This window comes from Lipingzhangella halophila (assembly GCF_014203805.1).
Lineage (GTDB): Bacteria > Actinomycetota > Actinomycetes > Streptosporangiales > Streptosporangiaceae > Lipingzhangella > Lipingzhangella halophila.
The window spans coordinates 640,343-664,673 of record NZ_JACHJT010000001.1; the positions used below are offsets into that span (position 1 = coordinate 640,343).

A 24,331-nucleotide genomic window follows, 5' to 3' on the forward strand; every position below is an offset into this window, starting at 1 on the left:
GCGGAGCCGCCTCCTCGGAGTTGGGGCGCGCCGACAGGGCGGCGCGCCCATGGGTCAGGTCTTCGTATCCGGGGTTCCGGCCGCGGCGGGGCGCGGGCCAGTGGGCTCGGGCGGGCGGCACAGCACCGCGGTGACGTCGCCGCGCACCGACAGCGGGCCGGCGGCGTGCGGAACCGCGAGCACGTCGCCGCGCGCCAGGCCGACGTGTTCGCCCGCACGTGTGCGCAGCTCTCCGCTGCCGTGCAGCACGACCAGTACCGCGAAGCCGGCGGGGACGGCCGCGGAGGTCGCGGGCCGCACCAGATCGGCGCGGAAGTAGGGTTCCGCCTCCTCGGCGAGCAGCCTTCGGAGGTGGTCGGCGGCGCCGGCGTTCGCTGCTCCGCTGAGGCGCAGCGCCTCGACCTCGCCGCGCCTCAGCGGATCGCGCCGCACCGCCTCCAGTGCCAGGTCGAAGCCCAACCCCAGGTGCCCCTCGGCCGGGCCGTCCAGCGCGAAACCGCGCCAGTCGAGCAGGATCGAGAAGTCGGTGGGCTCCTGTACCTCCAGCACGAACGCGCCGGCGCCGAGCGCGTGGGGCAGCCCCGCGGGCACGAGAACCGTGTCGCCGGCGTGCAGTGGGACCTCGTGCATCCGCGAGAGCAGCTCTGCGGGGTCCTGGCGCTGAACCAGACCGGTGAGCTCGGCGCGGTCCACGGGCACCGAGAAACCGAGGTGGGCGGTGGCGCCGGGCTCCGCCGCGAGCACGATCCACGCCTCGGTCTTGCCGTGGCCGCATGACAGGTGCTGGCGCGCGAAGTCGCGATCGGGGTGCAGGTGCACCGGAAGGCGCTCGCCCGCGTCCAGCAGCTTCGCGAGCACCCCGGTGCGCGCGCCGAAGCGCGCATGGTGGTCCGCACCCAGCCATCCCTGCGGGTCGGCGGCGATCGCGTCGCGCAGGAACGCCCCGTCCGGCAGCCGGCTCAGCCCAGCGGGCTCCGCACCGAACCGCGCCGTCACCGAAGCCAGCCACTCCTCGGGTGAGCGTTCACATCGCTGCGGCCCGCCGCGCAGAGCACGGATGGCGTGTCCGCCGCGGTAGAAGTGCTCCATCACCTCGACCGGCATGTGCACGGGGCGCACCCGCCCACCTCCCTGCTATTGAGACAACGTTGTCCAAAGCAGAGTGATCCAGTTCACTAGTAAGTGTCAAGGGGTGTGAGCTGCTCGGTACTCAATGACCAGCGAATTTCCGAGTGTGGCGCGGGTGTGGCTGTCCGGAGGAGTGGGTAGGCGGTCAGGATCGAGACAACGTTGCCTCGACAGTTCGTATGGCGTACGTTACGCAGCAACGAGTCCGGCGAGTGACACAGCGTGCCCGGCCGCCGGGCCCCGGAACCCGGCGGCCGTTCCGCCGGATCCGCTGTCCTAGCGCCGGTCGGGGCCTGTCTGGCGGGTGCTGCCGCACGCGAGCCGGTCACGTGGCCGCCGAGCCGGCCCAGGCCACGCGACCGCGCCCGCCGGTGCGCACGCCCGCGCCACCATCGGAGCCAAGGGAGCCTGACCGATGACCGACCCCGCCCCAGAGCCGCCCGCCACGCGCCGGCCCACCATGGTCGACGTCGCAAAGGCCGCCGGGGTGAGCCTGAAGACCGTGTCGCGGGTCGCCAACAACGTTGCGACAGTGCGTCCCGAGCTCGCCGAACGCGTCCTGCGGGCAATGCGCGACCTGGGCTTCCAGCGCAACAACGCGGCCGCGAACCTGCGCCGCGGCCAGGAGACCTCCACCATCGGGCTGATCATCCTGGACCTCGCCAACCCGTTCTACTCCACGATCGCCGCAGCGGCCGCGGAGGTGACCCAGCGCCACAACACCCAGCTGATCACGGCGAGCTCGGGCTGGAACCCCGACCGCGAGCGCGAGCTGGTGCTGGACCTGTGCGAGCGGCGCGTCGACGCCCTGATCATCGTGCCGACCGGCGACGACCAGTCCTACCTGCGCGCCGAGATCGACCGCGGCACCCCCGTCGTTTTCATCGACCGCCCGCCCGCCGGCCTCGACGGGGACACCGTGCTCATCGACAACCGCAACGGCGCACGCGAGCTGGTGCGCCGGCTCATCAACGAGGGGCACCGCGGCATCGGCGTCATCACCGACTCGCTGAACAGCTACACCATGGGCGAGCGCGTGGCCGGGGTGAGCGAGGAGCTGGCGGCGGCCGGCATCGCCGAGCAGGCGCACTTCACCGAGGTCTACTCGGACAAGCCCGAGACCGCCGCCGACGCGGTCGGCAGGATGCTCGACGCGCCCGACCCGCCGAGCGCCGTCTTCTGCGGCAACAACCGGATCCTGACCGGCGCGCTTGAGGAGCTGGTGGCTCGCCGGTCCCGGGTCCGCCTCGCCGGCTTCGACGATTTCGAGTTCGCGCACCTGCTCCCGTACCCGGTCACGGTCGTCGGGTACGACACCCGGGCGCTCGGCCGCCTCGCCGCCGAGCTCACCTTCCAGCGCATCCGCACGAGCACTCCGCCGCTGACGAACTACGTGGTCCCCACCTACCTGGTGGATCGCGGTGTCGATCTGGGGACCAGGCAGCCGGCGCCGCGCGTCGCCCAGGGGTAGGGCGCCGCAAGGCCGGTACCCGCCACCGCCGCGGCCTCCGTGCGGCTATCCTGAGCCGGCACGCCACAGGAAAGGGGACGATCGTGACAGGTAGGGCGCTGGTCCTGGGCGGCGGTGGTATCACCGGGATCGCCTGGCAGCTCGGCATCCTCACCGGCCTCCAGGAGGCCGGGACCGATCTCACCGGTGCCGACCTGATCGTGGGCACGTCGGCCGGGTCGGTGGTCGGCGCGCAGCTCACCTCCGGGACCCCACTCGCGGACCTGTTCGCCCGGCAGTTGCGTCCGGTGGACGGCGAGGTCGCGATGCGGCTGCCGATGTCGGCGATCGCCCGGATCGGGTTGGCGATGTTCACCGAGCGCGACCCCGACCGGGGACGGGCCCGGATCGGCCGGGTCGCCCACTCCTCGGCGCGCTCGTCGCTCACCGAGCGCCGAGAGGTCATGCGGCAGCGGCTGACCTCGCACTCCTGGCCGGATGCCGACCTGCGCATCACGGCCGTGAACGCGCGAACGGGCCGCCGTGAGGTGTTCCGCCGCGGCGGGCCCGCCTCCCTGGTCGACGCCGTCAACGCGAGCTGTGCCGTGCCGGGTGTCTGGCCACCGGTGCCGATCGGCGGCCACCTCTACATCGACGGCGGGATGTACTCGCCGGCCAACGCCGACCTGGCCGAGGGGTACGACCGCGTTGTTGTCCTCGCCCCCATCGGCAGGGGACTGGGCCCGATGCGCTCGCCAGCCGATGAGCTTGCGCAACTGCCCAGCGCCCCCGAGAGCATCGTCGTCACGCCCGGCGAGGACGCTGTCGCCGCGATCGGGCGGAACCGGCTCGACCCCGCCCGGCGCGCCCCGTCCGCCGAGGCCGGTCGGGCACAGGCGGCCGCGGAACGGAGCACGGTGGCGCAGGTGTGGGGGAACTGAGGCGCACCAGCTCTGTGCGGCGGTTCTGTCGTCGCTCTCCTCTAGGCTTGGGGTCCTATGGGGATGGAGAGCTCCGCCGAATCGCCGCAGCCGGTCCGCGTGGTCCTGCAGGCGGTCTCCGGCTGGATCGGCCGGCTCGGCCGTATCTGGGTCGAGGGCCAGGTCGCCGAGCTGAACCGGCGCGGCGGCACCGTGTTCATCACGCTGCGCGACCCGGTCGCCAACGTGTCGGTGCGCGTGGTGTGTCCGGTGCGGGTGCTGGAGGCGGCCAACCCGCCACCTGAGGCCGGGGCCCGTGTGGTGGTGCACGCCAAGCCCGACTTCTACGTCGCCCGGGGCACGTTCTCACTGCTGGCCCAGGAGATCCGGCACGTCGGGCTGGGCGAGCTGCTCGCCCGCCTGGAGCAGTTGCGCAAGACCCTGGCCGCCGAGGGGGTCTTCGCCGAGCACCGCAAGCGGGCGCTGCCGTTCCTGCCGAACACTGTGGGGCTCGTCTGCGGGCGCGGGTCCGCGGCCGAGCGCGATGTCCTGGAGAACGGGAAACGCCGGTGGCCGGCCGTGCGGTTCGAGGTGCGCGAGGTCGCGGTGCAGGGCGACCGCGCGGTGGGTGAGGTGCTGAACGCTCTCAAGGAGCTCGACGCCGTCCCCGAGGTCGACGTCATCATCATCGCGCGGGGCGGCGGGTCGCTTGAGGACCTGCTCCCGTTCTCCGACGAGGCCCTGGTGCGCGGCGTCTCGGCCACACGCACGCCCGTGGTCAGCGCGATCGGGCACGAGCAGGACACCCCGTTGCTCGACCTGGTCGCCGACGTCCGCGCCTCCACTCCCACCGATGCCGCGAAGCGGTCGATCCCCGACGTCGGCGAGCAGCTGCAGCTCATCCGGCAGTTGCGCGACCGCGGCCGGCGGGTCGTCGAGGGCGGACTCGCGCGCGAGGAGGCGTGGTTGGCGGGGATCCGCTCGCGTCCGGTGCTGGCCAGCCCGCTTCGCGAGATCGACCGCCTCACGGAGCAGGTCACCGGGCTGCGCGACCGCGCCCGCCGCTGCGTGTCCGCCAGCCTGGACCGCGCCGCCGACGACCTGCACCACACCCGCGCCCGGTTGCTGGTGCTCTCGCCGGCGACGACCCTCGCGCGCGGCTACGCGATCGTGCAGCGCGCCGACGGCGCCGTCGTGCGGTCGGCCACCGAGGTCACGCCGGGCGAGACGCTGCGGCTGCGGTTCGCCGACGACAGCATGACCGCCACCGCGGGCGAGATCGAGGCCACAGAGGAACAGGAAGAGAGCGCATGAGCGAGAGCAGCACCGCGGCCGGCGACGACACGAACGGCGCCGCGGCGGCCGAACCCGAGCTGAGCTACGAGGAGGCGCGCGACGAGCTGAACGCGGTCGTGCGCCAGTTGGAGTCGGGTGGGCTCACCCTCAAGGAGTCCCTGGCGCTGTGGGAGCGGGGCGAGGCGCTGGCCAAGACCTGCGAACAGTGGCTGGAGGGCGCCCGCGCCCGGCTCGCCGTGGCCATGCAGGAGGCCGACGGGGAGAACGGGCCGAACGGCGAGACCAGCAGCGAGGAGTCCGGGACCCCGTTCTAGCGCGGATGGCCGGGCATGCGGTGGTCGGTGCGGGTATCCGGCGTTGGCGTATCGGCCGAGAGCAGCGAAGGCGCCGGATGGGCCGGCCCCCAGTGATCGGTGCGGGTGCCCGGTGGTGGGGCGTGTAACGGGGGCGGCGGCTGGTGGTGGGGGCCAGTGGGGGTGTCTGTGGTGTGGTTCTCGGTGCTGGGGCGCGCCGAGAGTGTCTGTGGGGACGTTCTCGGCGCCGAATCTGTCCGCACGGTCGGTTTCGGTGCGGCGTGAGCCTCCGTGCGCCCGCTATGTCCGGATTGTGAACGGTCTGGGCGTCGATCTTGCGGATTGCGTTCCTTTACCGCGCCGCAAAGGAACGCAATCCTCAAGATCGGCACAAAAATCCAGGCAGTGGAGGTCCCGAGCCTCGTGGCGGGCGGCACCAGGAAGCACCCCCAGAGCCCTACGCCGTCCTCGCTGCTTCCGTCGGGTGCGCCACCATCGGGCACCCGCACCGACTACCGCCGGCCCGGCCCACCCGCGGCCCTCGCTGCCCTCGTTGCGTGCGCCACCACGTGCCCACCGCACCGGTACGCACGCACCCCGGCCACCCAGCGCCGTCGCTGCCCCCGTCGCTCGCGTGTCCATGCGCGTGCGTCACCGGTGAGTGGACCCCTCACGAGCGGCGGCGTTGAGGGCGCCCGTTGAGCTCGTCGTTGAGGGTGCGGATGTTTCGCGGCAGGCCGCGGAAACAGGTGATGATGAGCACGAGTGCCGTTCCGAGGAACAGCCAGGGCGCGACATGGGCGAGCTGGCTGCCCATGCTGATCGCCACACTGCGCACGAACCCCTCGCTGCCGAGCGCCAGCAGGACCTCGGTGAGGAGCGCCCCCGCGAAGTACGCCAGCGGCGGGCTGACCGAGAGCGAGAGCAGCTCGGCCGGGCGTACGAGCAGTGCTGCCAGGACGCACACCGTTGTGAAGGCGCCGCCGGAGATCGCCCGTACCCCGGTGAGGTGGGCCAGCAGCCCGGCGACGAAAGTGACCAGTACGATCACGACAATCCCGCCCCGGCCCGTGAGACGGACCGTCGTGCCCGGTTTGGGCTGGCGAGGCGCCGGAGCCGACGAGGACGCGGCGGACGCGCGACTCCGCGATCGCCCGACGAAGAAGGGCGCCTGGGAACCGGCCGAGCCGCTGCCCTTCCGCGTCACCATCTCCGCGCGCCCCCTTGCACTACCCATAGTACTCATTATGTCACTCTTGGCGAAGACTCGGCCTCGTTCCAGGGGGCCATGTCGGCCCGCGGCGCGTCGCCGAACGGCGCGCCGTTGACCGCGATACGGTCTCCCGGCGGTTCCGGTGCGGCGCCGTCCGCGCCGTCACCGGCCTCCGAGGCGGTCATCTCCGCCGAGCTGAGCGGCCGGGCCTGCTCGTCCACCCCCTTGGGCCGGTCCAGCTCCGTCTCCACGAGCCCCAGATCACTGAACCGGCGGGCGGTCACCAGGACCCGGCTCTCCAGGGAGCCGACCGTCTGGTTGTAGGCGGTGACGGTGCGCGTGAGCGCCTTGCCGAGGCCATCCATGTGCCCGCCGAGGGTCGCGAGCCTGCTGTGGAGTTGTTTCCCCAACTCGAAGACGGTACGCGCGTTCTCGCTCAGCGCCTCCTGCTGCCACGCGTACTGCGCGGTGCGCAGCAGGGAGATCAGCGTTGTCGGGGTGGCGATGTGCACCCGGCGCTCCATCGCGTACTCCAGCAGTCCCGGGTCGCGGTCCAGGGCCGGTGCCAGGAACGCCTCGCCCGGAATGAACAGCACCACGAACTCCGGAGTCGGGCTGAACGCGGCCCAGTACGACTTCGCGGCCAACTGGTCGACGTGCGTGCGCAGGTGCTTGGCGTGCGCGTCCAGCTTGCTCTCCCGGGTGTCGCTGTCGCCGCTCTCCACGGACTCCAGGTACGCGGCCAGCGAGACCTTGGAGTCCACGATGATGTTCTTGCCGCCCGCCAGCCGCACGACCATGTCGGGCCGCTGCGTCCCCTCGGTGGTGCGCGCGCTCGGCTGCTCCTCGAAGTCGCAGTAGGCCGCCATGCCCGCCAGCTCGGCCACGCGCCGCAACTGCAGCTCTCCCCATCGGCCGCGAGCCTCGGGCCGGCGCAGCGCGCTGACGAGGGACTGGGTCTGATCGCGCAGCCGCTCCGACCCCTCGCGCACGTAGTCGACCTGCTTGGCGAGCTCGGCGTGCGCCGCACGGCGCCCGGCGTCGACCTCGCGGAGCTGGGTCTCAACACGGGACAGCGTTTCCTTGAGCGGTTCGACGAGCTGTTCGACGGCCTGGCGGCGCCGCTCCATGTCGTGGCCGGCCTCCGTGCCCACCGCGCGCAGCCGCCCTTCGGCCATCTCCAGGAACCGCTGGTTGGTGGTGTCCAGGACCTCGGCGGAGAGCGCCCGGAAGCGGTCGCCGAGCTGCTTCTCGATGTAGGCCGCGCGCTCCTCGGAGGCCTGTGCCCGCGCCCGGGACTCCGCGGTGCGGCCGCGGGCGAGTAGCCATCCCACGAGCACGCCGATCGCGATCCCGATCAGCAGCACCAAGATCAAGTAAAGGCCGTCCATAGCGGCCCATGCTCTCAACGTCCGGCGACTGGGGCGTTCCCGCCACGCGCGGGAAGCGCCACGAACACCATCAGAACGGGCACTCCGTGCGGGCGGCCACCACCGGGGAATCCTGTTTTCGGTCTCAGCTTCGGCCAAAAATTACGCGTTCCGAAACAAGCCAGTCCACCGCTCCGGGGCCGCTATGCCTCGCAGGCTTTGAGGGCGCGCCGCCAGCCACAGGTCAGTTCCCACAGCTCGTCCCGCGGTGGGGTTGGCGCGAAGAGCCACATGCGCTCGTGGGAACCGGCCCCCCGGCCGTCGATGACGTTGCGCCTCGGGCAGGGCGGATCGTCGCCCAGGTGGTGCCAGCTGTAGTCGAGCGGCTCCAGCAGTGCCATGAGGCGCTCCTCGACCCCCCGGTCGGGCAGCACCTCGCAGAACACCCACGGGCGGAACCGGCGCAGCACTTCGAGCCCACCCGCGATGACGTCGGGTTCGGTGGTCTCGGTGTCGATCTTGAGGACCGCCGGGATGGCCCCGGCGCGCTCGCGCCAGTGGGAAAGCGTGTCGACCTCCACCTGGACCCGGCCGAACTCCGGGCGGAAGCCCGCGGCGAGCGAGTTCGAGGCGTCCGAGTTGGCGGAGAGCTTCAGGGGCGCGGACCCGCTGTGGTTGCTCACCGCGAGCTGGACCACCTCCATGGTGAGGTCGTTCGACGCGGCCAGGTTTCGCGCGGTCTCCGCGAGGTCGGGTGTGGGCTCGAAGGAGAACACGGGCCGGTGGCTGCGCGCGGCGGCGAGCAGCCCGTATAGCCCCACGTTCGCCCCGATGTCGAGCACCGCTCCCGCGCGGGCGTGCTCCAGGACAGCGAGGAAGCAGGCGACCGTCTCGGGCTCGTAGCCGGCCAGCCCCGCCTCTTGGAGCTGCTTGGGCACACTGAACTCGCCGGAGGTGGTGAACTCCAGCGCCGCGGGTCCGATCCCCACGGCGCCCTCTCGGCGGGGAAGGGACAGCTCGAAGCTGCGCACCCGCGGGGGCACATGGGCTCTGTCGATTCCTCCGAGGCGTCGCGGGAGGTGGACGCGGATCCGCTGGGTGGCCCGGCGCACCATCGGGTGGCGTCGAACAAAGGCTCGCACCTGGTCCGGAACCACAGGGCATCCCTCAAATCTGGCGTGGATGGAGTATCTTCGCGGGGACGGCCGCGATCTCCGCGCCGCGTTCAGCCCGCGGTCGACGTGTCGTGCTCTCAAGGACGGGCGGGACGCCCGGGAGCGGGGGTCAGCGAATGCCTGGGCACCGGGCGGCAGTATCGAACGTACTCCGCGGCCGCTGCGACCGCAGGCCATTTCATCCAAAGATCAGCAGCGTGTTACCGGAACGTCCAGGTGTGCCGCGACCGATATTCGCCCACGCCGGACCGGTGACGCGGCGACCGGGAGTCCAGAGGTCGCGAACCACCTAGACTCGGTAGGCGTGAGCCTGTCTATCGGTATCGTCGGCCTGCCCAACGTCGGCAAGTCCACGCTGTTCAATGCCCTGACCAAGAACGACGCTCTGGCCGTGAACTACCCGTTCGCGACCATCGAGCCCAATGTCGGTGTCGTGGGGGTGCCCGACCCCCGGCTCGGCGTGCTCGCCGGGATGTTCGACTCGGCGAAAGTCATTCCGGCCACGGTGGACTTCGTCGATATCGCCGGCATCGTCCGCGGCGCCTCCGAGGGCGAAGGGCTGGGCAACCAGTTCCTCGCCAACATCCGCGAGTGCGATGCCGTGTGCCAGGTCATCCGGGCTTTCGAGAACGCCGACGTGACCCACGTCGACGGCGAGATCGAGCCGTCCCGCGACATCGAGACCATCAACACCGAGCTGATCCTGGCCGACCTGCAGACGCTGGAGAAGGCGCTGCCGCGGCTGGAGAAGGACGCCAAGCGCAACGCCAAGGACAAGACCGTCCAGGAGACGCTCGCCGCCGCCCGCGCGGCGGCCGAGGTCCTCGACGAGGGGCGCGCCCTGTCCACGGGCGCCGCGGACCGCGGCATCGACCTCTCCCTGATCCGCGAGCTGAACCTGCTCACGGTGAAGCCGTTCATCTACGTCTTCAACCTCGAAAACGACGAGCTGGCCGACGAGGCGCTGCGCGGCAAGCTGCAGGACCTGGTCGCGCCGGCCGAGGCGATCTTCCTCGACGCCAAGATCGAGGCCGAGCTGGCCGAGCTGGAGGACGACGAGGCGGCCGAGCTCCTGGAGTCCCTGGGCCAGAACGAATCCGGGCTCGCCCAGCTCGCCCGTGTCGGGTTCGCCACACTCGGGTTGCAGACCTACCTCACCGCGGGGCCCAAGGAAGCGCGGGCCTGGACCATCCGGAAGGACGCCACCGCCCCCGAGGCCGCGGGGGCCATCCACTCCGACTTCCAGCGCGGGTTCATCAAGGCCGAGGTGGTCTCCTACGATGCCCTCGTCGCGGCCGGCACCATGCAGGCCGCGCGTGCCGCTGGCAAGGTCCGCATGGAGGGCAAGGAGTACGTCATGGCCGACGGCGACGTGGTGGAGTTCCGCTTCAACGTGTGACCGCGGCGCCACGGCGGCATCTGCCCTCCTACTACGCGGCGGGCGGCCAGGTCCCCGCCACACATCGGGTGCGCACGCGTGCGGATTCCGTGCCAAGGTATGCGCAAGAGGAAACGGCAACAGCGCAAGGCCGGCGGGGAAATTCCGGTGGAGGAAAACAGTGAACCTGGGGCGGCTTTTCGCGCTTGTCGGCGTGCTTTTCGGCGCGGTATTTGTGCTGGTCAATGCCGGTGGGCTGCCCGCCCCGTGGGACGTGGCCGTTCGCGTGGCCGGGGTGGCCCTGACGGCCGCGGCCGCCTGGTTCGGGATCATCCGCGGCTCGAACAACCCCCAGTCATGGTCGGGATCGCCTTGGGTCTACTGGGTCGCCGTCGGCGCGGAGGTCGTCGCCATTCCGGCGGGGGCGGCCGTCCTCACCCAGGTTCTGGACCGTCCGCAGCTCGTCGTGCTGTGGGTGGTGTTCGTCGTCGGGGCGCACTTCCTGCCGGCACGGGTGTTCGGGATCGGGCGGTACGCGGAGCTGGGAGCACTGCTGATGCTGGTGGCGGTCGTCGCCGCGGTGGTGCACGCTGGCGCGGGCGTGCAATGGGCGCCCTCGGCCGGCGCCGTGCTCGCCGGTGTCGCGCTGCTCGTGTTCGCGGCGATACCCGCGTTGTCCCGATCGACCGCGACCGAGCGGGGACTGGCTCCCTCGTAGGTCACGGCCCGCACTACCGTGTGATCCCGATCGTCTCTCCCCGTGCTTATCAGCCCGGTCCGATGAGCGATACTGTTGCCCTCGCAAAGGCGCGCAGACCCCCGGACCACCAGGGATACCTCTACCTGCCGGAACAGTGACGTGTCCCTTTCCGGTCAACCCAGAAACGTCGTCTGACCTCGCCTTTTCGCGACGCTTGGTGACGTATCGCCCTGGTTGTGGACTATTGGTGTGTTGACTGCGGGGGTAGAACGTGCGCCGGAGATAAAACACGGCCCCGTATTGGCGACCATGTTCCGGGACAATGCCGCACCATAGGTATGGGGTAGACAAGGGTCGGTGATGCGCGCGCCCGGTGGCCGGGCGTCTGCGCACGGATGGGAGAGGCGTGAATGTTTGGCAGGTCGACCGCGCGACGCGGCGCCACCTCGCAGGAGGAAGCCGTGGCGGCCGACTTCGATGACTACGACGCCGGCTACGCGCCCCAACCCACCCGGCGGGGCCGGCGCCCCCGGGCCGGTTCCGGTGGCCGCTGGTGGGTGTGGCTGGGCCGGGCGGTGCTATGGGCGTTCATCATTGTTGTCATCTTCAACGGCATCTGGTTGCCGTTCCGCGGCGGTCTTGCCCAGCCGTCGGAGGAGGAGACGGCCGACGACTCCGGGCCGGACTTCCCCACCACCGCCGCCTCAGCGTTCGCCGTGCGCTTCGCGAATGCCTACCTGAACGGCGAGGAGACCGCCGGTGCGAACGGGGAGCGCGAGCGCGCCGAGGTGCTCGCCGAGTTCGTCCCCGAGGGGGAGGCCTCCGCCTTCGACAATGTCAGTGGTGAGCTCACCGGAGAGAACATCGAAGTCGCCACCATCGATGTCCAGGACGATGAGAACGCCGTCGTCACGCTCAGCGCCGACGTCAACGGCGAGCCCATGAGCCTCGACGTCCCGGTCTACGCGGACGAGAACGCGGCCCTGGTCGTCTCCGGGCCGCCGGCGCTGCTCGCGGCCCCCTCAACAGCGGAGCTTCCCGGCGGTGACGCCATCGAGAACGACACCGCCGTCCGTGATGAACTCCAGGCGAACCTCGAAGGATTTTTCGAGGCCTACGCCGAAACCCCCGACCATCTCACCCGTTACGTTGAGCCGGGAGCGAGCGTCACCGAGCTCCCCGCGGACACCGTGAGCTTCCAGGAGGTCGACGACGTCGTCGTTCCGGTGGGCTCCGGTAATGGCGAGGACGTGCGGGAGGCCACGGCCACAGTGGTGTGGCAGCTTCCGGGCGCCGACGAGGAGACCACCCCCACCAACATCCGCCAGACGTACCAGTTGACGGTCGTCAAGGACGGCGGAAACTGGTACGTCCGCGACATTCAAGGAGCCCCCCAGTCATTCAACGACTGACCCGCGGCGGGGCAGAAGCCAAGGAGACACGAACGACCATGCAGCTCAGAAATGCGACACGGGAGGGCGGGCGCTAGATGGACCCCCTGTTTTCCAGTGTCATCCCCCTGATTTCGGACGTCGGGAGTGGTGCGTTCGGCGCCGACACCGTAACCGTGCTCGCGGAGGCCACCGACGACGCCCCGGACACCGAAGGGCTGGCCGACTTCCTGCGGGGCTTCTTCGGCCCCCTCTTCCTGGTGATCGTCTCGATCGTGGCGATCTTCTTCCTGTTCACGAGGGAGATCACCAGGTTCGCGCAGTTCATCATCCTCGCGATTTTCATTGGAATCGTCTTCTACGTCCCAGGGATCATCGAGGTCACCGCGGAGGCCATCGCTGGCGCAATGGGCGTATCGACGGAGGACTAGGAGGCCAGGGACGTGGATCTGCCCACGTACACCAATATCTGGCGCATCGAGAAGCGGCTCTATAAGCTCTACGATTTCCGGCTGCCCACGCCGCTTCCGGTCGTCACCCTTGGTGTGTACCTGGGCGTCTGCATTACCTGGTTCGCCCTGATGGGCCTGCTCCGGATCCCGTCTCCGCTCGAGTCGCCGTGGCAGGTTGTCTGGCTGGTCCCGCCCTTTCTCATCACGTGGGCCGCCACCCGCCCGGTCATCGAGGGCAAGCGCCTCACCGAGCTGCTGCTGTCGTACGGGCGGTTCGTGACCGAGGCGCGGGTCTACACCCGCCTCGCCCCCGAGGGAGAGGCCGGTCAGGTCACCGTCACCGTCCGCGTCTGGCACCGCCACCCCGCCGCCGGTCCGCTGCCCGCGGTGCGCACGAAGGCCGTCAAGAAGCGCGCCAAGAAGGGAGCGAAGAAGGGCGCCACCGAGCTCTCCGGGCCGCCCGCCGAGCCCGCACCGGCCCTGGACGCCGCCCCCACCAGCGGGCCGCGGGAGCTCGAACGGGTCCGCGAAGGCCGGCGGGCCGAGGCCGCGCGCAACGCCGCCGCGCGCGGCACGCCAGTGGCGAGCGCCGCGCCCGCGCCGCCCCTGACACACGCCCCGGAGCCCGAGGAGAACGAGAGCGAACCGTACTTCGGGCCACCCCCGCTCGATCGGCGGGAGCACACGGAAGCCAACGGCACGCGGCACGAGCGCCCGGAGGACTACGAGCGGCGCGAGCCGGATGCGGCACCGGAGCCGGAGCCGGCACAGGAGACGCGCGGGCCCGCAACGCCCACGATCGTCCCGCCCGCCGCCAGCGGCACGGAGAGCCCGCGCGAGGAGCCGGCCGCGCCCGCGGCGGCCACGAGGTCCGGGCCGGCGCCACCGCAACCGGCCGCGCCGCCCGCCGCACGCACCGGCGAGGAGAGCCCGGCCGGGCACGACAGCGAGCCGGAGCCTGACCGCGAGCACGCCGACACCCGGGGCATTGGGGTCAAGATCCTCAACTACTTCGGTTTCGCCCTGCACAGGATGCCCGGGCAGCCGGAAGCGGGGAAGAAAGGGAAGAAGGGGGGCAGCGCCCGCTCCGGACGTGCCAACGCGCGGACGCGAAACCCGATCCGTGAGCCGATCCCGGAAGAGTTCCCGGTACCGGAGGAGCCCGAGGCGCCCCACGTCCAGCGCAAGGAAACGGAGTGGTTCGGCAGCCTGCGCGCCTCCTCGGGACACACCCCGTGGCCGCTGTCGTCCAAAGCCGCCTACGAGGCCGCCGACACCGGCCCTATGGCCGCGCCGGATTCCGACAACACCGAGGGCACCGGCGAAAGCGCCGAGGACCGCGCCACCATGGCGCGCCGGCACGCCGAAGAGATGATGGCCGCCCCCGAACCCCCCAAGGCCGAGGCCGTCACCGGAACCCGCGCGGAACCGCCGGCCGAAGCCGAGCAGGCAGGCTCGGCGGAACCGCGGCGCACCGGCAACGCTCGTGCGGGCGACAGCGCTTCCGCGCGCGGTCAGGGGCTGTCGCCGCAGCGGCGGCTTCGGGGCCGCAGCCAGAGTATGGAGATCAGCCGGCGCCGCGAGCGCGAGCGGCCCGCGGAGTCCGCCGGCGCACAACCGCAGTCCGCCGAGGCCGCCGAGGGCAGCAAGCGGCCCGCGCCGGCTGCCGGCGCACGACCGGAGTCCCCGGAGCGCACCGGCGCCCGACCGGCCACTGATGGCGAAACCGGCCAGCGCCGCCAGCAGGAGCGGCCCGCCCCCGCCGCCAACGCCGAGCCGGAGGCCGAGACGCGGGCCACCGGGGCCGAGCCCGGAGCCGGCACGCGGGAGCGGGCGGTGGCCCCGCCTCCTGCCGAGCGCACGCAGGCACGCGGCCTTGGGGACCCGGCCGCCCCGCAGGAGGCCCGCGAGCGGGACACCAGCCGGCCGCGCGGCAGGCCGCACGCGGAACCGTGGAACCTGCCCGGCCTGCGCCAGGACCAGGACGGCCCGGAGGCGCGGGAAGAGGGCGGCCCGGAGACCCCCGAGGAGCACGGCCCGGAGGAGCCGCCTGCCCCGGCGCCGGCCGCGGACGCTGCCCAGGCGTCCGGGAGCAGCAAACCCGAGCTGCAACTGGACCACGGCACCGACGAGCACCGGAGCCTGTCCCACCTCCTCGGCGGCGGACCCCGCGAGACCAGGGGCGAGCCCGCGCGCGGCGACAGCGGCGAGGACACGCGCACCCGCGGCGAGGCGCAGGATCAGCCCACCGAGGATCGGGAGCCCGCGACGGTCGAAGAGCCGGACCGCACCGAACCGGAGCCGCGCGGCGACCGGATGGCCGTGCTCGACCAGCACCTGAACAAGAGCGACACCCCTCCGCCCCCGCGACCGCGGTTCGCCCAGGCCGGCGAGGGCGGCGAGCCGGCCATGCCGCGCAAGCTCTCGGGCTGGTTCAACGAGAACGATGCGGCGGAGCCGTCCGCCGACGCGGGCACGAACGCTGCCCGGCCCTCGAAGGACAAGCCGGCGAAGAAGGCACCCCGGCCGGGCCAGAGCGGGCAGCCGCGGGCACCCGAGATACCCGGGTCCGGCGCCCCTGACGCCGCGGACCATCCCCACCCGGCCCGGCCAGATGGGCGCGAGAGCCGCGACCAGGGGCGCGATCTCCGCCGCTCGGGCGCCGCGCAGCGCGACCAGCAGCACAGCCACCAGCAGGGCGGCACTCCAGCGGACGGCGGCGCCGCGCGAAAGGACCGTCCCGCGCCGGAGTCCGCCGCACGACAGGACCGGGCGTCGCCGGCGCCCGCCGCGCCGATGGACCAGCGCTCGCCGACCCCCGCTGCGGAGCCGGACAGCGGCGCCGACCAGCACGAGGGCGACCGCCCGCCGGAGAACATGCCCGCGGCCTCGCAGGGTGACTCCCAGGCGACCACGGACAAGCCCTCGCTTGAGCTGGACCACGGAACGGGCGAGCACGAACGCTTCTCCACCGTGCAGAACCCGCCGCGGCGCTCCACAGCAGCGGACCTGGAAGCCGCCGAGGCCGCCGCGTTCCGCGCCCGCCAGCGATGGGCGGCCCGACGCGCCGAGAAGGGGCAGTCGACCGAGGACACCGAACTTCCCGAGTCGGGTACCAGCGGTACGGAGGAGCCGGGCGAGGATGCCCCGCGCGACCACGGCCAGCCCGAGGACCAGCCCGCACGGAAGAGCCAGCACACCGGTTCCGGCGAGCCCGCGAAGCCCGCAGCCGGCACGCCCGCGCGGTCCGGAGCGGGGTCCACGGAAGCCCGCGTTGGGCGTGCCGAGTCCGGCCGTGGGACCGAAAACACGCGAAGCGCGGCGGAGAGGCCCGAGGAGCCGAACAGTGCGGGGTCGTCCCCGCGGGTTGGTGCGGGTAGTGCGGAGCCTGGCGAGCCAGCGGCGGCGGCACGGTCGGAGGCGGCCAAGCCGGATGACCGGTCGGCCGGCTCTGGCGGCGCCCGTGATGGCCGTGAGTCCGCAGCGGCGGCGGGCCGGCGGGAGCCGGGCGCCGGTGGCGGCGGATCGGACTCGCTTTCGGTGGGCGAGCGGTCGCACTCCACCGTGGCGGGCAGCGAACCCGCGGAACAGGGTGGCCGGTTGGCTGCCTCTGGCGATGCCTCCGACGGCGGCGAGTCCGCGACCAGGTCCAGTCGGCGCGAGGCGCCTGGCGACACACCCGCGGTCGGGATGAGCGGGGCGAGTGACCAGTCGGTTGGCTCTGCCGAGGCGCCGGACCGCCAGACCGGGGTCGGGCCGGAACACGGGGTTGAGGCTGGTGCCGGCAGCGCGGATTCCGGCACGCCGGTTTCGGCGGTGCGGTCGGACTCGGGCGTGCCTTCGGCGGGGGAGCGGCCGGAGCCGGGCGCGACGGTTGGTGCTGCCGAGCCGGATACCGAGGACACCGAGACGCGGCGGCCCAGCGAAGAGTCCGGAGGAGCTGCGGAGGTTGAGCCGGCGGTCTCTGGTGAGGAGCTGGAGAGCGTCGAACCGGGGACGGGGTCGGCGCCGCGGGAGCCCGTCGGTGTCGCTGAGCCCTTGGCTGAGTCGAGCGCTCGGCACGAAGCCGGCGGGGCTGAGCTGGAACAGGAAACCAGTACCGGCGCGGAGGCCGGCACAGCGGTGGGGGACGCGGCGTCCGATGCTCCCTCCGACGTGTCGGGGTCGTCGACCAGGTCCGGACTGGAGGAGGCTGGCGCCGGTAGTGCGGAGCCGAGCGCGGCGGGTGCTCGCTCGGCCGCGTCTGGCGAGTCCCTCGGAAGCCATGAGTCCGGGGCTGGGACGGACCGGCGGGAGAGGACCAAGGAGGCTGCCAGGCCGGGTACGCGGGAGGAAACCAGCACTGCCGAGCCCGCGGCCAGGTCAGAGCTGGCGCGGCGTTCCCAGCGCCTCTCGCGGAGCATTCGGGCCAACCGGCGGCGGAAGGCCAGCGGGACGCCCTCCACGGCCGAGCCCGCCCAAGAGTCGCCACCGGCGCGTTCCCGCACGGCGCGGGACGCGGATGACGCCCACGAGAGCGTGAGCCGTCGGGACACCCCGGGCGGCACCGGCGACACGGTCAGCGAGGTCGACGGACGCCCCGCGGAACCGGCCGCGCGGGAAACCGCGACAGCGGCACCGGAACCCTCGGACCCGGTCGGGCCGAAGTCCGCGAAGCCCGCCGCGGCTGCCTCTGCCGATCCTGCGGAGCCCGCCGCGGATGGGGCGGCGGAACTTCCGCAGCCAGCGGCGGGCGAGTCGCATGGGTGGGCCGGTGCCGATAGCCGGGGGGAGGCGGCACGGTCTGAGGCGGACGAGGACGTTTCCTCTGAGTCCTCCGGGGCGGAGCGTCCCACCCGCGTTCCCAAGTCGGCGCAGCCAAGCGCGGGCGAGTCGCGCGAACGGCGCGGTGCCACTAGCCGGGCGGCGGCGCGATCGGAGGCGGACGACGACGCTCCCTCTGAGGAGTCCGGGCCGCAGCGTTCCACCCACGCTCCCAAACCGGATAAGCGGTCCGGCTCCGGGATGGTGACGTCCCGTCCCGACGACGACGGGGTGTTCAACCGGGTCGCGCAGAACGCGCGCCGGATCAGCCACCTCTTCGGGCAGCCCGCGCCGGGGGAGCCGCCCCAGAGCCCGCAGGAACGGTCGTCGGCCTCTGCCGCGCCCTCGACGCCAGCGCCCGGCGGCAGGGATTCCGGGCAGGAGAAGCCCCGCCTCCAACTGGACCACGGGACCGGCGAGCAGCGCCCCCTCACCGAGGCGCCCGACAACGGCAAGCCCGCCGAGCGCCGCGAGCCCGGCCGCGGCAAACCCGGGCAAGGCAGCGGTGCGCGCAACGACAACACGTCGGGTTCGAACCGGTCGACACGTGGCTGGCGCCGCCTCGCGAGCGTGGTGACGGGGGGAACGGCCGCGCCCACCTTCGATCTGCCCGAGAGCGACATCGAACGCGTGCGCACCCCGATAGAGGGTCCGCGCCGCGTCGTCGTGCTGGGCTGCACGGGCGGCGCCGGGCAGTCGCTCACCACGTTGATGCTGGGCCACACACTGGCCGCCTACCGCGACGAGCGGGTGGTCGCGGTGGATGTCAACCCCGGTCCGGGCGGCCTGTCGCGGCGCATCCGCACCGAGACGACCGAAACGGTGACGTCGCTGCTCGCGAACGCTGACGCGATCAGCGGCTACATGGCGATGCGCAACTACACCTCCACGCAGTCGCGCAGCGGGTTGGAGGTCGTGTCCACCCTTGACGACCCCTACGTCCAAACCCTGGACGACCGCGACTTCACGGGCCTGACCGGGCTGCTCGGCGAGTACTACGGGCTCACCCTGCTCGACCCGGCGGCCACCGGGGTGGCGCGCGCCCTGCCCATCGTCGACGGCCTGGTGCTCGTGGCGCCGGCGAGCACCGACGCCGCCCGCGCCATGGCCATGACCTTCGAGTGGCTCGACGGGCACGGGTACACGCGCCTGCGGTCCCGCGCGATCGTCGTGATCAACGGGGTGAGCAAGCGCAGCCTGGCCGATGTGGACGCCGCGGAGCAGGTCGCGCGCGGTCGGTGCCGCGCGATCGTCCGTATCCCGTGGGACGACCACCTGACGGCGCCCCGCGGGGATGTCGACGTCAAGGCGCTGCGCTCCACGACGCGCCGCGCGCACGGGGCCCTGGCCGGGGTGCTGGTACGCGGCTTCCGGCCGAACGGTGCCGGCGCCGCGGCCAGCGAGAACGACAGCAGCGACGCTGCGAGCCCGGCACCGGGGTCGCGCAGTACGCGGGAGGTGCCGCGTTGACCCGAACGCCAGCCTTCCCCCCACCGACCGCCGACCACGCAACGGACGACGTCCGCGCCCGCAACGCCCCGAGTACCCCGAGTACCTTGAGCCGTCCGCGGCACCAGGGCACGCGAACGCTCGGCAGCACCACCCCTGACCATGGAGGGCACCGATGATCGGCCTGAACGGCACCCGAGGCGCGAGCCGCCTCGCGGTCCGGTACTTCGACGACCGCATCCTGCTCAACGAGTCCGAAGCCTGGGCGTACTTCCGGCTGCCGACGGTGTCCTACGAGTTCACCACCCCTGAGGAACGCGAGGCGCTGGCCACCAACATCACCATCGCGCTGGCCGCGATCCGGATGAACGACGCCGAGGTGCACCTGCGCATCGCGCACCGCACTTACCCGGCGGCCGACTGGGCCACCGCTCTGGACGACACCTCCGACTCCGGGCCCGGCTGGTTCGACTACCTGGACGAGATGTACCGGCACGTCTGGGCCAAGGACTTCTGGACCAAGGAGGTCTACCTGGGTGTCCGGCTCGGCCAGCGGGGCGGGGTCGGTACCCAGCTCGGGCTGTTCTCCCAGATGTTCGGGGTGTACCAGCGCACGGAGCAGGTGCTGGGCCTCCAGGACGAGGCCATCGACGACAAGGAGATCGCCCGCTGGACCGAGCAGGCCGAGCGGCTGGGCCGGGCACTGGCCGCCAGCTCGCTGCATGCGCGGCACGCGTACTCCGACGAGATCGCCTGGCTGATCCGGCACGCTGTCTCGGGGACGCTTGAGGACCCGCAGGCTTCGGCCGTCGGGCGGCGCACCTGGGGGCGGGGCGAGATCGAGCAGTTGACCGAGGGCGTCATCCACAACGGGCGTTCGATGCTGCGCCTGGAGCAGCCCGCCGGCTCGACCTTCGTCGCCTACCTCTCGTTCTCCCGGTTCCCGGACCTGATGCCGTTCCCCGACGGGGAGCCGTGGCTGCACTACGCGGACGGGCTGCCGTTCCCGGTGGAGGCGTCGCTGCGGATGAAGCTCGTCCCGCCGTCTAAGGCCAGCAAGGACGTTAGCCATAAGCTCGCCCACGCGCGCGACATGGACGCCCACATCCGCGAGGCGGGGAGTGAGGCGCCCATCGCGCTCGTCGAGCAGATCGACGCGGCGCGGATGCTGGAGCACGGCATCACCAAGGAGCGCCTGCCGTTCGTGTACGGCTGGCACCGCCTGATGGTGTCGGCGCCCGCCGAGCAGTTGCTGGGGCAGCGGGTGGAGGCGGTGATCGAGCACTACCGCGATATCGGGATCGACGTGGTGAACTCCACCGGCGACCAGTTCGCGCTGTTCAACGAATCGTTGCCGGGCGATCGCATCCGGGTGAACGCCTACACGCAGCGCCAGCCGCTGCGCACCATCGCCGGTGCGATGCCCACCGCCACGGTCGACGTGGGCGACCGCCGCGACCCCACCTCCGGGGGCGGTGGCTGGACCGGCCCCTACATCGGCGAGACGCTGGGGCGGGCCCGCAACATCGTGCACTTCGACCCGATGGTGGCCGCGGCCCGCAACCGGCCCACCGCCATCGCGATCACCGGCGAGCCGGGCGGCGGCAAGACCACGCTGGCCCTGCTGCTGATCCACCAGTTGGCGCTGCGCGGGGTCACCGTTGCGGCCATCGACCCCAAGGGCGACGCGGAGTCGCTGGTGCGGCTGCTGCAGAGCCGGGGGCGCAAGGCCCGCATCATGTCGCTGAGCTCGGCCGAGCCAGGGCTGCTCGACCCGTTCGGGTTCGGCGACGACCTGCCAATGAAGAAGACCATGGCCACGGAGACACTGCGGCTGCTGCTGCCCCGGATGAGCGAGGAACGCGAATCCGCGATGATCCAGGCGGTGGCGGCCGTGGCAAACCAGCCCCGGCCGAGCCTGGCGAAGGTCGTGCAGCACCTGGAGGAGTCCGACGACCCCGCGTCCCGCAACCTGGGCGCGGTGCTGCGCTCCATGTCCGAGATGCGGCTGGCCAGCCTGTGCTTCGACCCGCAGGGCGAGACCCAGATCGACACCGAGGGGTGGACCACCGTGTTCACCCTCGGCGGGCTGACCCTGCCCGACTCCGCCATCCAGCGCGACGACTACTCGTATGAGCAGCGGTTGAGCGTTGCGCTGCTGTACCTGGTGAGCCAGTTCGCCCGCCGGCTGATGAACGGCATTGACCGGCGACTTCCCAAAGCGATCTTCCTGGACGAGGCATGGGCGGTCACCTCCACCCCCGAGGGCGCCAAGCTGGTGCCCGAGGTGTCGCGGATGGGGCGCTCCCGCAACACCGCGCTCATCCTGGTCAGCCAGAACGCGGGTGACCTGCTCAACGAGCAGGTCACCAACTGCCTGTCGAGCGCGTTCAGCTTCCGCTCCAGCGAACGTGTGGAGGTGGAGGCCGTCATGGCCCTGCTGGGCGTGGAGCCATCCGAAGACCACATGGCCATGCTCCGCAACCTCGGTAATGGCGAGTGCATCTACCGCGACCTGGACGGGCGCGCCGGGCGCATCGCCGTCGACCTGGTGTCGGAGGAGCTGCAGGCGTGGCTCGACACCAACCCAACGAGGCAACGACCAGACGCACCCGGCGGCGGCAGAGCTGAGCGCGCGAGCGGGAACGGCAGCAACAGCGGGAACGGCGGAAACGGCGGAAACGTAACCCTGGTGGGCACCGGGGACACCGAGCGGGAGCGGTGACAATGGGTCGACGGGTCGGCACCCTGAGAAACCGAGGCGCACAGGGAAGGCCGGGAGGGCCCGAGGAGCAGAGAGGCGCCCGACCGGGGGACACCGCAAGGCCCAGAAGCCTGCGCCGAATGGCGCTGATGGGTCTGCTGATGCTGGGCTTCCTGCTGGTCCCGCTGGGGAGCACGAGTGCCCAGGCGCAACAAATGTGCGAAGGCGACCCGGCCCCGCAGCCGGAGGCTGCGGGAAGTGGCGCCGATGGGTTGCTCAAGCCGCCAGATTCACGGCCGTCGCTTGCTGAAGGAACAGACGGACTTCCTCCTGACTCAAGCCTCTACGGCGAATATGGTACTGCTGGACAGCAATGGCACACGATCCGTGAATCGTGTGTGGACAAGTTGAGTTCGAGTGCGGTAGCCACACTGAGCAACAGTGCGTGGGATCTGTCGAAGACAATCAACCAATCAACTTTGACTGTCTATGGGGCAGCGACTTCAGACGGGCTCTTGAATAATTTTAATTCCCTGGTCGAAGACCTCGTTTCAGAGTTGCGCGAAGGTATCTGGCGTCCGCTTCTTCCGACGGTTATCATTCTTGGTGCTGTTTGGCTTGGCTGGTATGGCCTGATTCGGAAGCGAGTGACGCTCACTGTAGAGAGCGCGATCTGGATGGTGCTGGCCACAGCATTGGGGATTTGGGTGCTGGTGAACCCCGGTCAGATTCTCTCCTTGGCGAGCAATGTTGTTAACTCGGGTGGCCAGATGGTCAATTCGGCAATCTCAAGAGTTTCTATCGATGGGCCATCGAACGAGTGTCCGCCTGAAGCGCCGGCTGTCGAGCGTGCATCCTGGGAGGATGGTAGCGATTTTGCCGTACGGCAAAACTCACACATGCTTTGGTCTGGTTTAGTCTGCCAGCCCTGGCTGGCGGGTGAGTTCGGCAGCGGTCCTGCAGCTGATGCTGCCGCAGAGGAGTATGGTGTAGCGCTTATCAATGCTCAAGGGATAAGCCAGACTGAGCAAGAGGAAATTCAAAGCGGTGATGTAGGTGCTGAAGAGCTCATAGAACAAAAGCAAAGCGAATACCAGGATGTGGCTGCTAGCGTTCAAGCGGATTATCCGGAAGTCTACCCAATATTTGAAGGCAATCAGCAAGGGGCGAGGCTTGGTGTTGCAACGCTAGCGCTTTTTGCTTCGATTTTTGCCGGCGGATTGATTCTCGCGGGTTCGGTTGCGCTGATAGTTCTTAAAATTGGGTTCTTGCTCTTGCTGTTGTTGGCTCCATTGTTTCTTCTTATTGGAGTTCATCCGGGCTACGGTCGAACGGTCCTGCTGAGATGGATCGAGATGATGCTCGGATTGCTCTTGAAGCAGATATTTATCGTTTTGTTAATTTCTATACTTGTTATGTGCTACGGGTTGGTCATGGCGACTAACCTTGGGTGGGGATTGCAGATGATTCTTCTTGCTCTCTTCACTCTTGCGCTTTTTGTATACCGAAAACCATTCGCTCACCTCTTCGCTTCGGTCAATGCGAACACCTTCACCTCGCGTATGGTCAACGATGCTGTGACGAGTCAAGCGCTAAGCCGAAGCGCGAACGTGCTCCCTCCGGTCGCGTACATGCGAGCACAGAAGTGGGGGCTTAAGAACTCACCACAGCTCGCCGCGGCAGCGTCAGCAGTTCCGGCCGGTGGAGGAGCCGGCGCAGGTGATCCAGGTGACGCAGCGCGTGGCACGACGCCGGCCACGAGCGCGAGTGAGGGCGCTGATAACAACAGTCCCGCGACGCGGGGTGACAACAACACACGTGCGCGGGGGGCCGCTGGTTACGGCCGCGTGCGCGGGCAGTCAGGCCCCCCGCCGTTGAACGTTGCGCAAAGCGGCGGGAAGAGCGATTCCCCGCGTCAGAAGCCGGATGTCTCTACGCAACGCAGTTCGTCCGAGGCTCCCCGGCTCAGCGAAGCGGCGTCGGGCGGGATGGGTGGCCCCTCAGCGTCGTCGAGCGGAGGTGGCAGCCGTGGTCCGATTCCTCCACGTCCGGCGGGCGGATACACCGGGACTGGAGATACTGGTTGGGCATCGGTCTTTGGGACCGGTTCCGGCTCCGGGCAGCGGCCACCATCCAGTAGCGGTGACGGCGGGGGCGCTGCCGGCGCGACTCGCGATCAGGCGGATGTGAGCAACGGCCGAGGGATCTTCCGAGGCCGTACGGAGACACCTCCGCGTGGCAATCCCGGTGGCGGGTCCCGCTGGGGCGGCCCCCGGCCCAAACAGCAGAAGCCTCCGCCGCCCCCCAGAGCTCCGCGCCCGGCCGCGTCGTCGAACCGAGGCGAAGGTGGAAACTGGATCACCGGCTCGTCCAACAGGTCCAACAAGGACGCACCCACGAGTCCGTTCTGGACCGGTTCCTCGTCGCAGCGCAGTGACAAGCATCGCCGCGATGTCCCGTTCTGGCTGAGGGACGAAGACTGATGCGTACCTGGTGGCGTTTATCCGGCCCGACCGTGCGGCGGCCGGGTACAGCTCTGACCTGTTCGGCCAGCTCACACCTTCCGACAAGGCACATGTCCGTCACTGTCCCCTAACCAACCCCTGCCA

15 protein-coding genes are annotated in these 24,331 nt (G+C 70.8%); 11 read left to right on the plus strand and 4 right to left on the minus strand.

Features of this window, described 5'->3' with window-relative positions; all coding sequences use genetic code 11:
- Positions 1 to 54: 54 nt before the first annotated feature.
- Positions 55 to 1,119 (minus strand): class I mannose-6-phosphate isomerase, encoded by a 1,065-nt coding sequence (locus F4561_RS02995; protein ID WP_221445347.1) that lies wholly within the window; start codon positions 1,117 to 1,119, stop codon positions 55 to 57.
- A 424-nt stretch (positions 1,120 to 1,543) separates the two neighbouring features.
- Here F4561_RS02995 and F4561_RS03000 point away from each other — a divergent pair, with 424 nt between their 5' ends.
- The 4 genes from F4561_RS03000 (at position 1,544) to F4561_RS03015 (ending at position 5,108) form a co-directional block, all read left to right on the plus strand.
- Positions 1,544 to 2,599 carry a LacI family DNA-binding transcriptional regulator gene (locus tag F4561_RS03000; protein ID WP_184574539.1) on the plus strand — a complete coding sequence of 352 codons (1,056 nt, stop codon included), beginning with the start codon at positions 1,544 to 1,546 and terminating at the stop codon, positions 2,597 to 2,599.
- 83 nt (positions 2,600 to 2,682) lie between these two features.
- Positions 2,683 to 3,519, plus strand: a complete 837-nt coding sequence (locus F4561_RS03005; protein WP_184574541.1) for a patatin-like phospholipase family protein — start codon at positions 2,683 to 2,685, stop codon at positions 3,517 to 3,519.
- Positions 3,520 to 3,576: 57 nt separating this feature from the next.
- The gene (gene xseA / locus F4561_RS03010; protein WP_184574543.1) at positions 3,577 to 4,812 is read left to right on the plus strand and encodes an exodeoxyribonuclease VII large subunit; all 1,236 of its coding nucleotides are present in this window, start codon (positions 3,577 to 3,579) and stop codon (positions 4,810 to 4,812) included.
- Positions 4,809 to 5,108, plus strand: a complete 300-nt coding sequence (locus tag F4561_RS03015) for an exodeoxyribonuclease VII small subunit (protein WP_184574545.1) — start codon at positions 4,809 to 4,811, stop codon at positions 5,106 to 5,108. The genes xseA and F4561_RS03015 overlap by 4 nt, the downstream gene beginning before the upstream one ends.
- Positions 5,109 to 5,757: 649 nt before the next feature.
- Here the strand turns inward: F4561_RS03015 and F4561_RS03020 are convergent.
- The 3 genes from F4561_RS03020 to F4561_RS03030 all read right to left on the minus strand — a co-directional run bounded on the left by F4561_RS03020 (position 5,758) and on the right by F4561_RS03030 (position 8,827).
- Positions 5,758 to 6,333, minus strand: coding sequence for a DUF6542 domain-containing protein (locus F4561_RS03020; RefSeq protein WP_312885114.1), 576 nt, complete (start codon positions 6,331 to 6,333; stop codon positions 5,758 to 5,760).
- Positions 6,333 to 7,691 carry a DNA recombination protein RmuC gene (locus F4561_RS03025; RefSeq protein WP_184574547.1) on the minus strand — a complete coding sequence of 453 codons (1,359 nt, stop codon included), beginning with the start codon at positions 7,689 to 7,691 and terminating at the stop codon, positions 6,333 to 6,335. Before F4561_RS03025 ends, F4561_RS03020 begins: the two co-directional genes overlap by 1 nt.
- Before the next feature lie 182 nt (positions 7,692 to 7,873).
- Complete coding sequence (locus F4561_RS03030) at positions 7,874 to 8,827, minus strand: FkbM family methyltransferase (protein ID WP_184574548.1); 954 nt, start codon at positions 8,825 to 8,827, stop codon at positions 7,874 to 7,876.
- A gap of 322 nt (positions 8,828 to 9,149) precedes the next feature.
- On the opposite strand from F4561_RS03030, the gene ychF reads away from it, so the two are divergent.
- The 7 genes from ychF to F4561_RS03065 all read left to right on the plus strand — a co-directional run bounded on the left by ychF (position 9,150) and on the right by F4561_RS03065 (position 24,205).
- Entirely contained in the window at positions 9,150 to 10,244 is a 1,095-nt protein-coding gene (gene ychF, locus F4561_RS03035) for a redox-regulated ATPase YchF (RefSeq protein WP_184574550.1), read from the plus strand.
- 160 nt (positions 10,245 to 10,404) lie between these two features.
- Positions 10,405 to 10,941, plus strand: a complete 537-nt coding sequence (locus F4561_RS03040) for a hypothetical protein (protein WP_184574553.1) — start codon at positions 10,405 to 10,407, stop codon at positions 10,939 to 10,941.
- Positions 10,942 to 11,333: 392 nt separating this feature from the next.
- Positions 11,334 to 12,335: a conjugal transfer protein gene (locus F4561_RS03045; protein WP_184574555.1), complete on the plus strand. Its 1,002-nt coding sequence runs from the start codon at positions 11,334 to 11,336 to the stop codon at positions 12,333 to 12,335.
- A 77-nt stretch (positions 12,336 to 12,412) separates the two neighbouring features.
- Positions 12,413 to 12,745 carry a hypothetical protein gene (locus F4561_RS03050; protein WP_184574557.1) on the plus strand — a complete coding sequence of 111 codons (333 nt, stop codon included), beginning with the start codon at positions 12,413 to 12,415 and terminating at the stop codon, positions 12,743 to 12,745.
- A 12-nt stretch (positions 12,746 to 12,757) separates the two neighbouring features.
- Positions 12,758 to 19,039 (plus strand): conjugal transfer protein, encoded by a 6,282-nt coding sequence (locus tag F4561_RS03055; protein ID WP_184574559.1) that lies wholly within the window; start codon positions 12,758 to 12,760, stop codon positions 19,037 to 19,039.
- 154 nt (positions 19,040 to 19,193) lie between these two features.
- Positions 19,194 to 21,743 carry an ATP-binding protein gene (locus F4561_RS03060; protein ID WP_184574561.1) on the plus strand — a complete coding sequence of 850 codons (2,550 nt, stop codon included), beginning with the start codon at positions 19,194 to 19,196 and terminating at the stop codon, positions 21,741 to 21,743.
- A gap of 119 nt (positions 21,744 to 21,862) precedes the next feature.
- Positions 21,863 to 24,205, plus strand: coding sequence for a type IV secretion system protein (locus F4561_RS03065; RefSeq protein ID WP_312885115.1), 2,343 nt, complete (start codon positions 21,863 to 21,865; stop codon positions 24,203 to 24,205).
- Positions 24,206 to 24,331 lie beyond the last annotated feature (126 nt).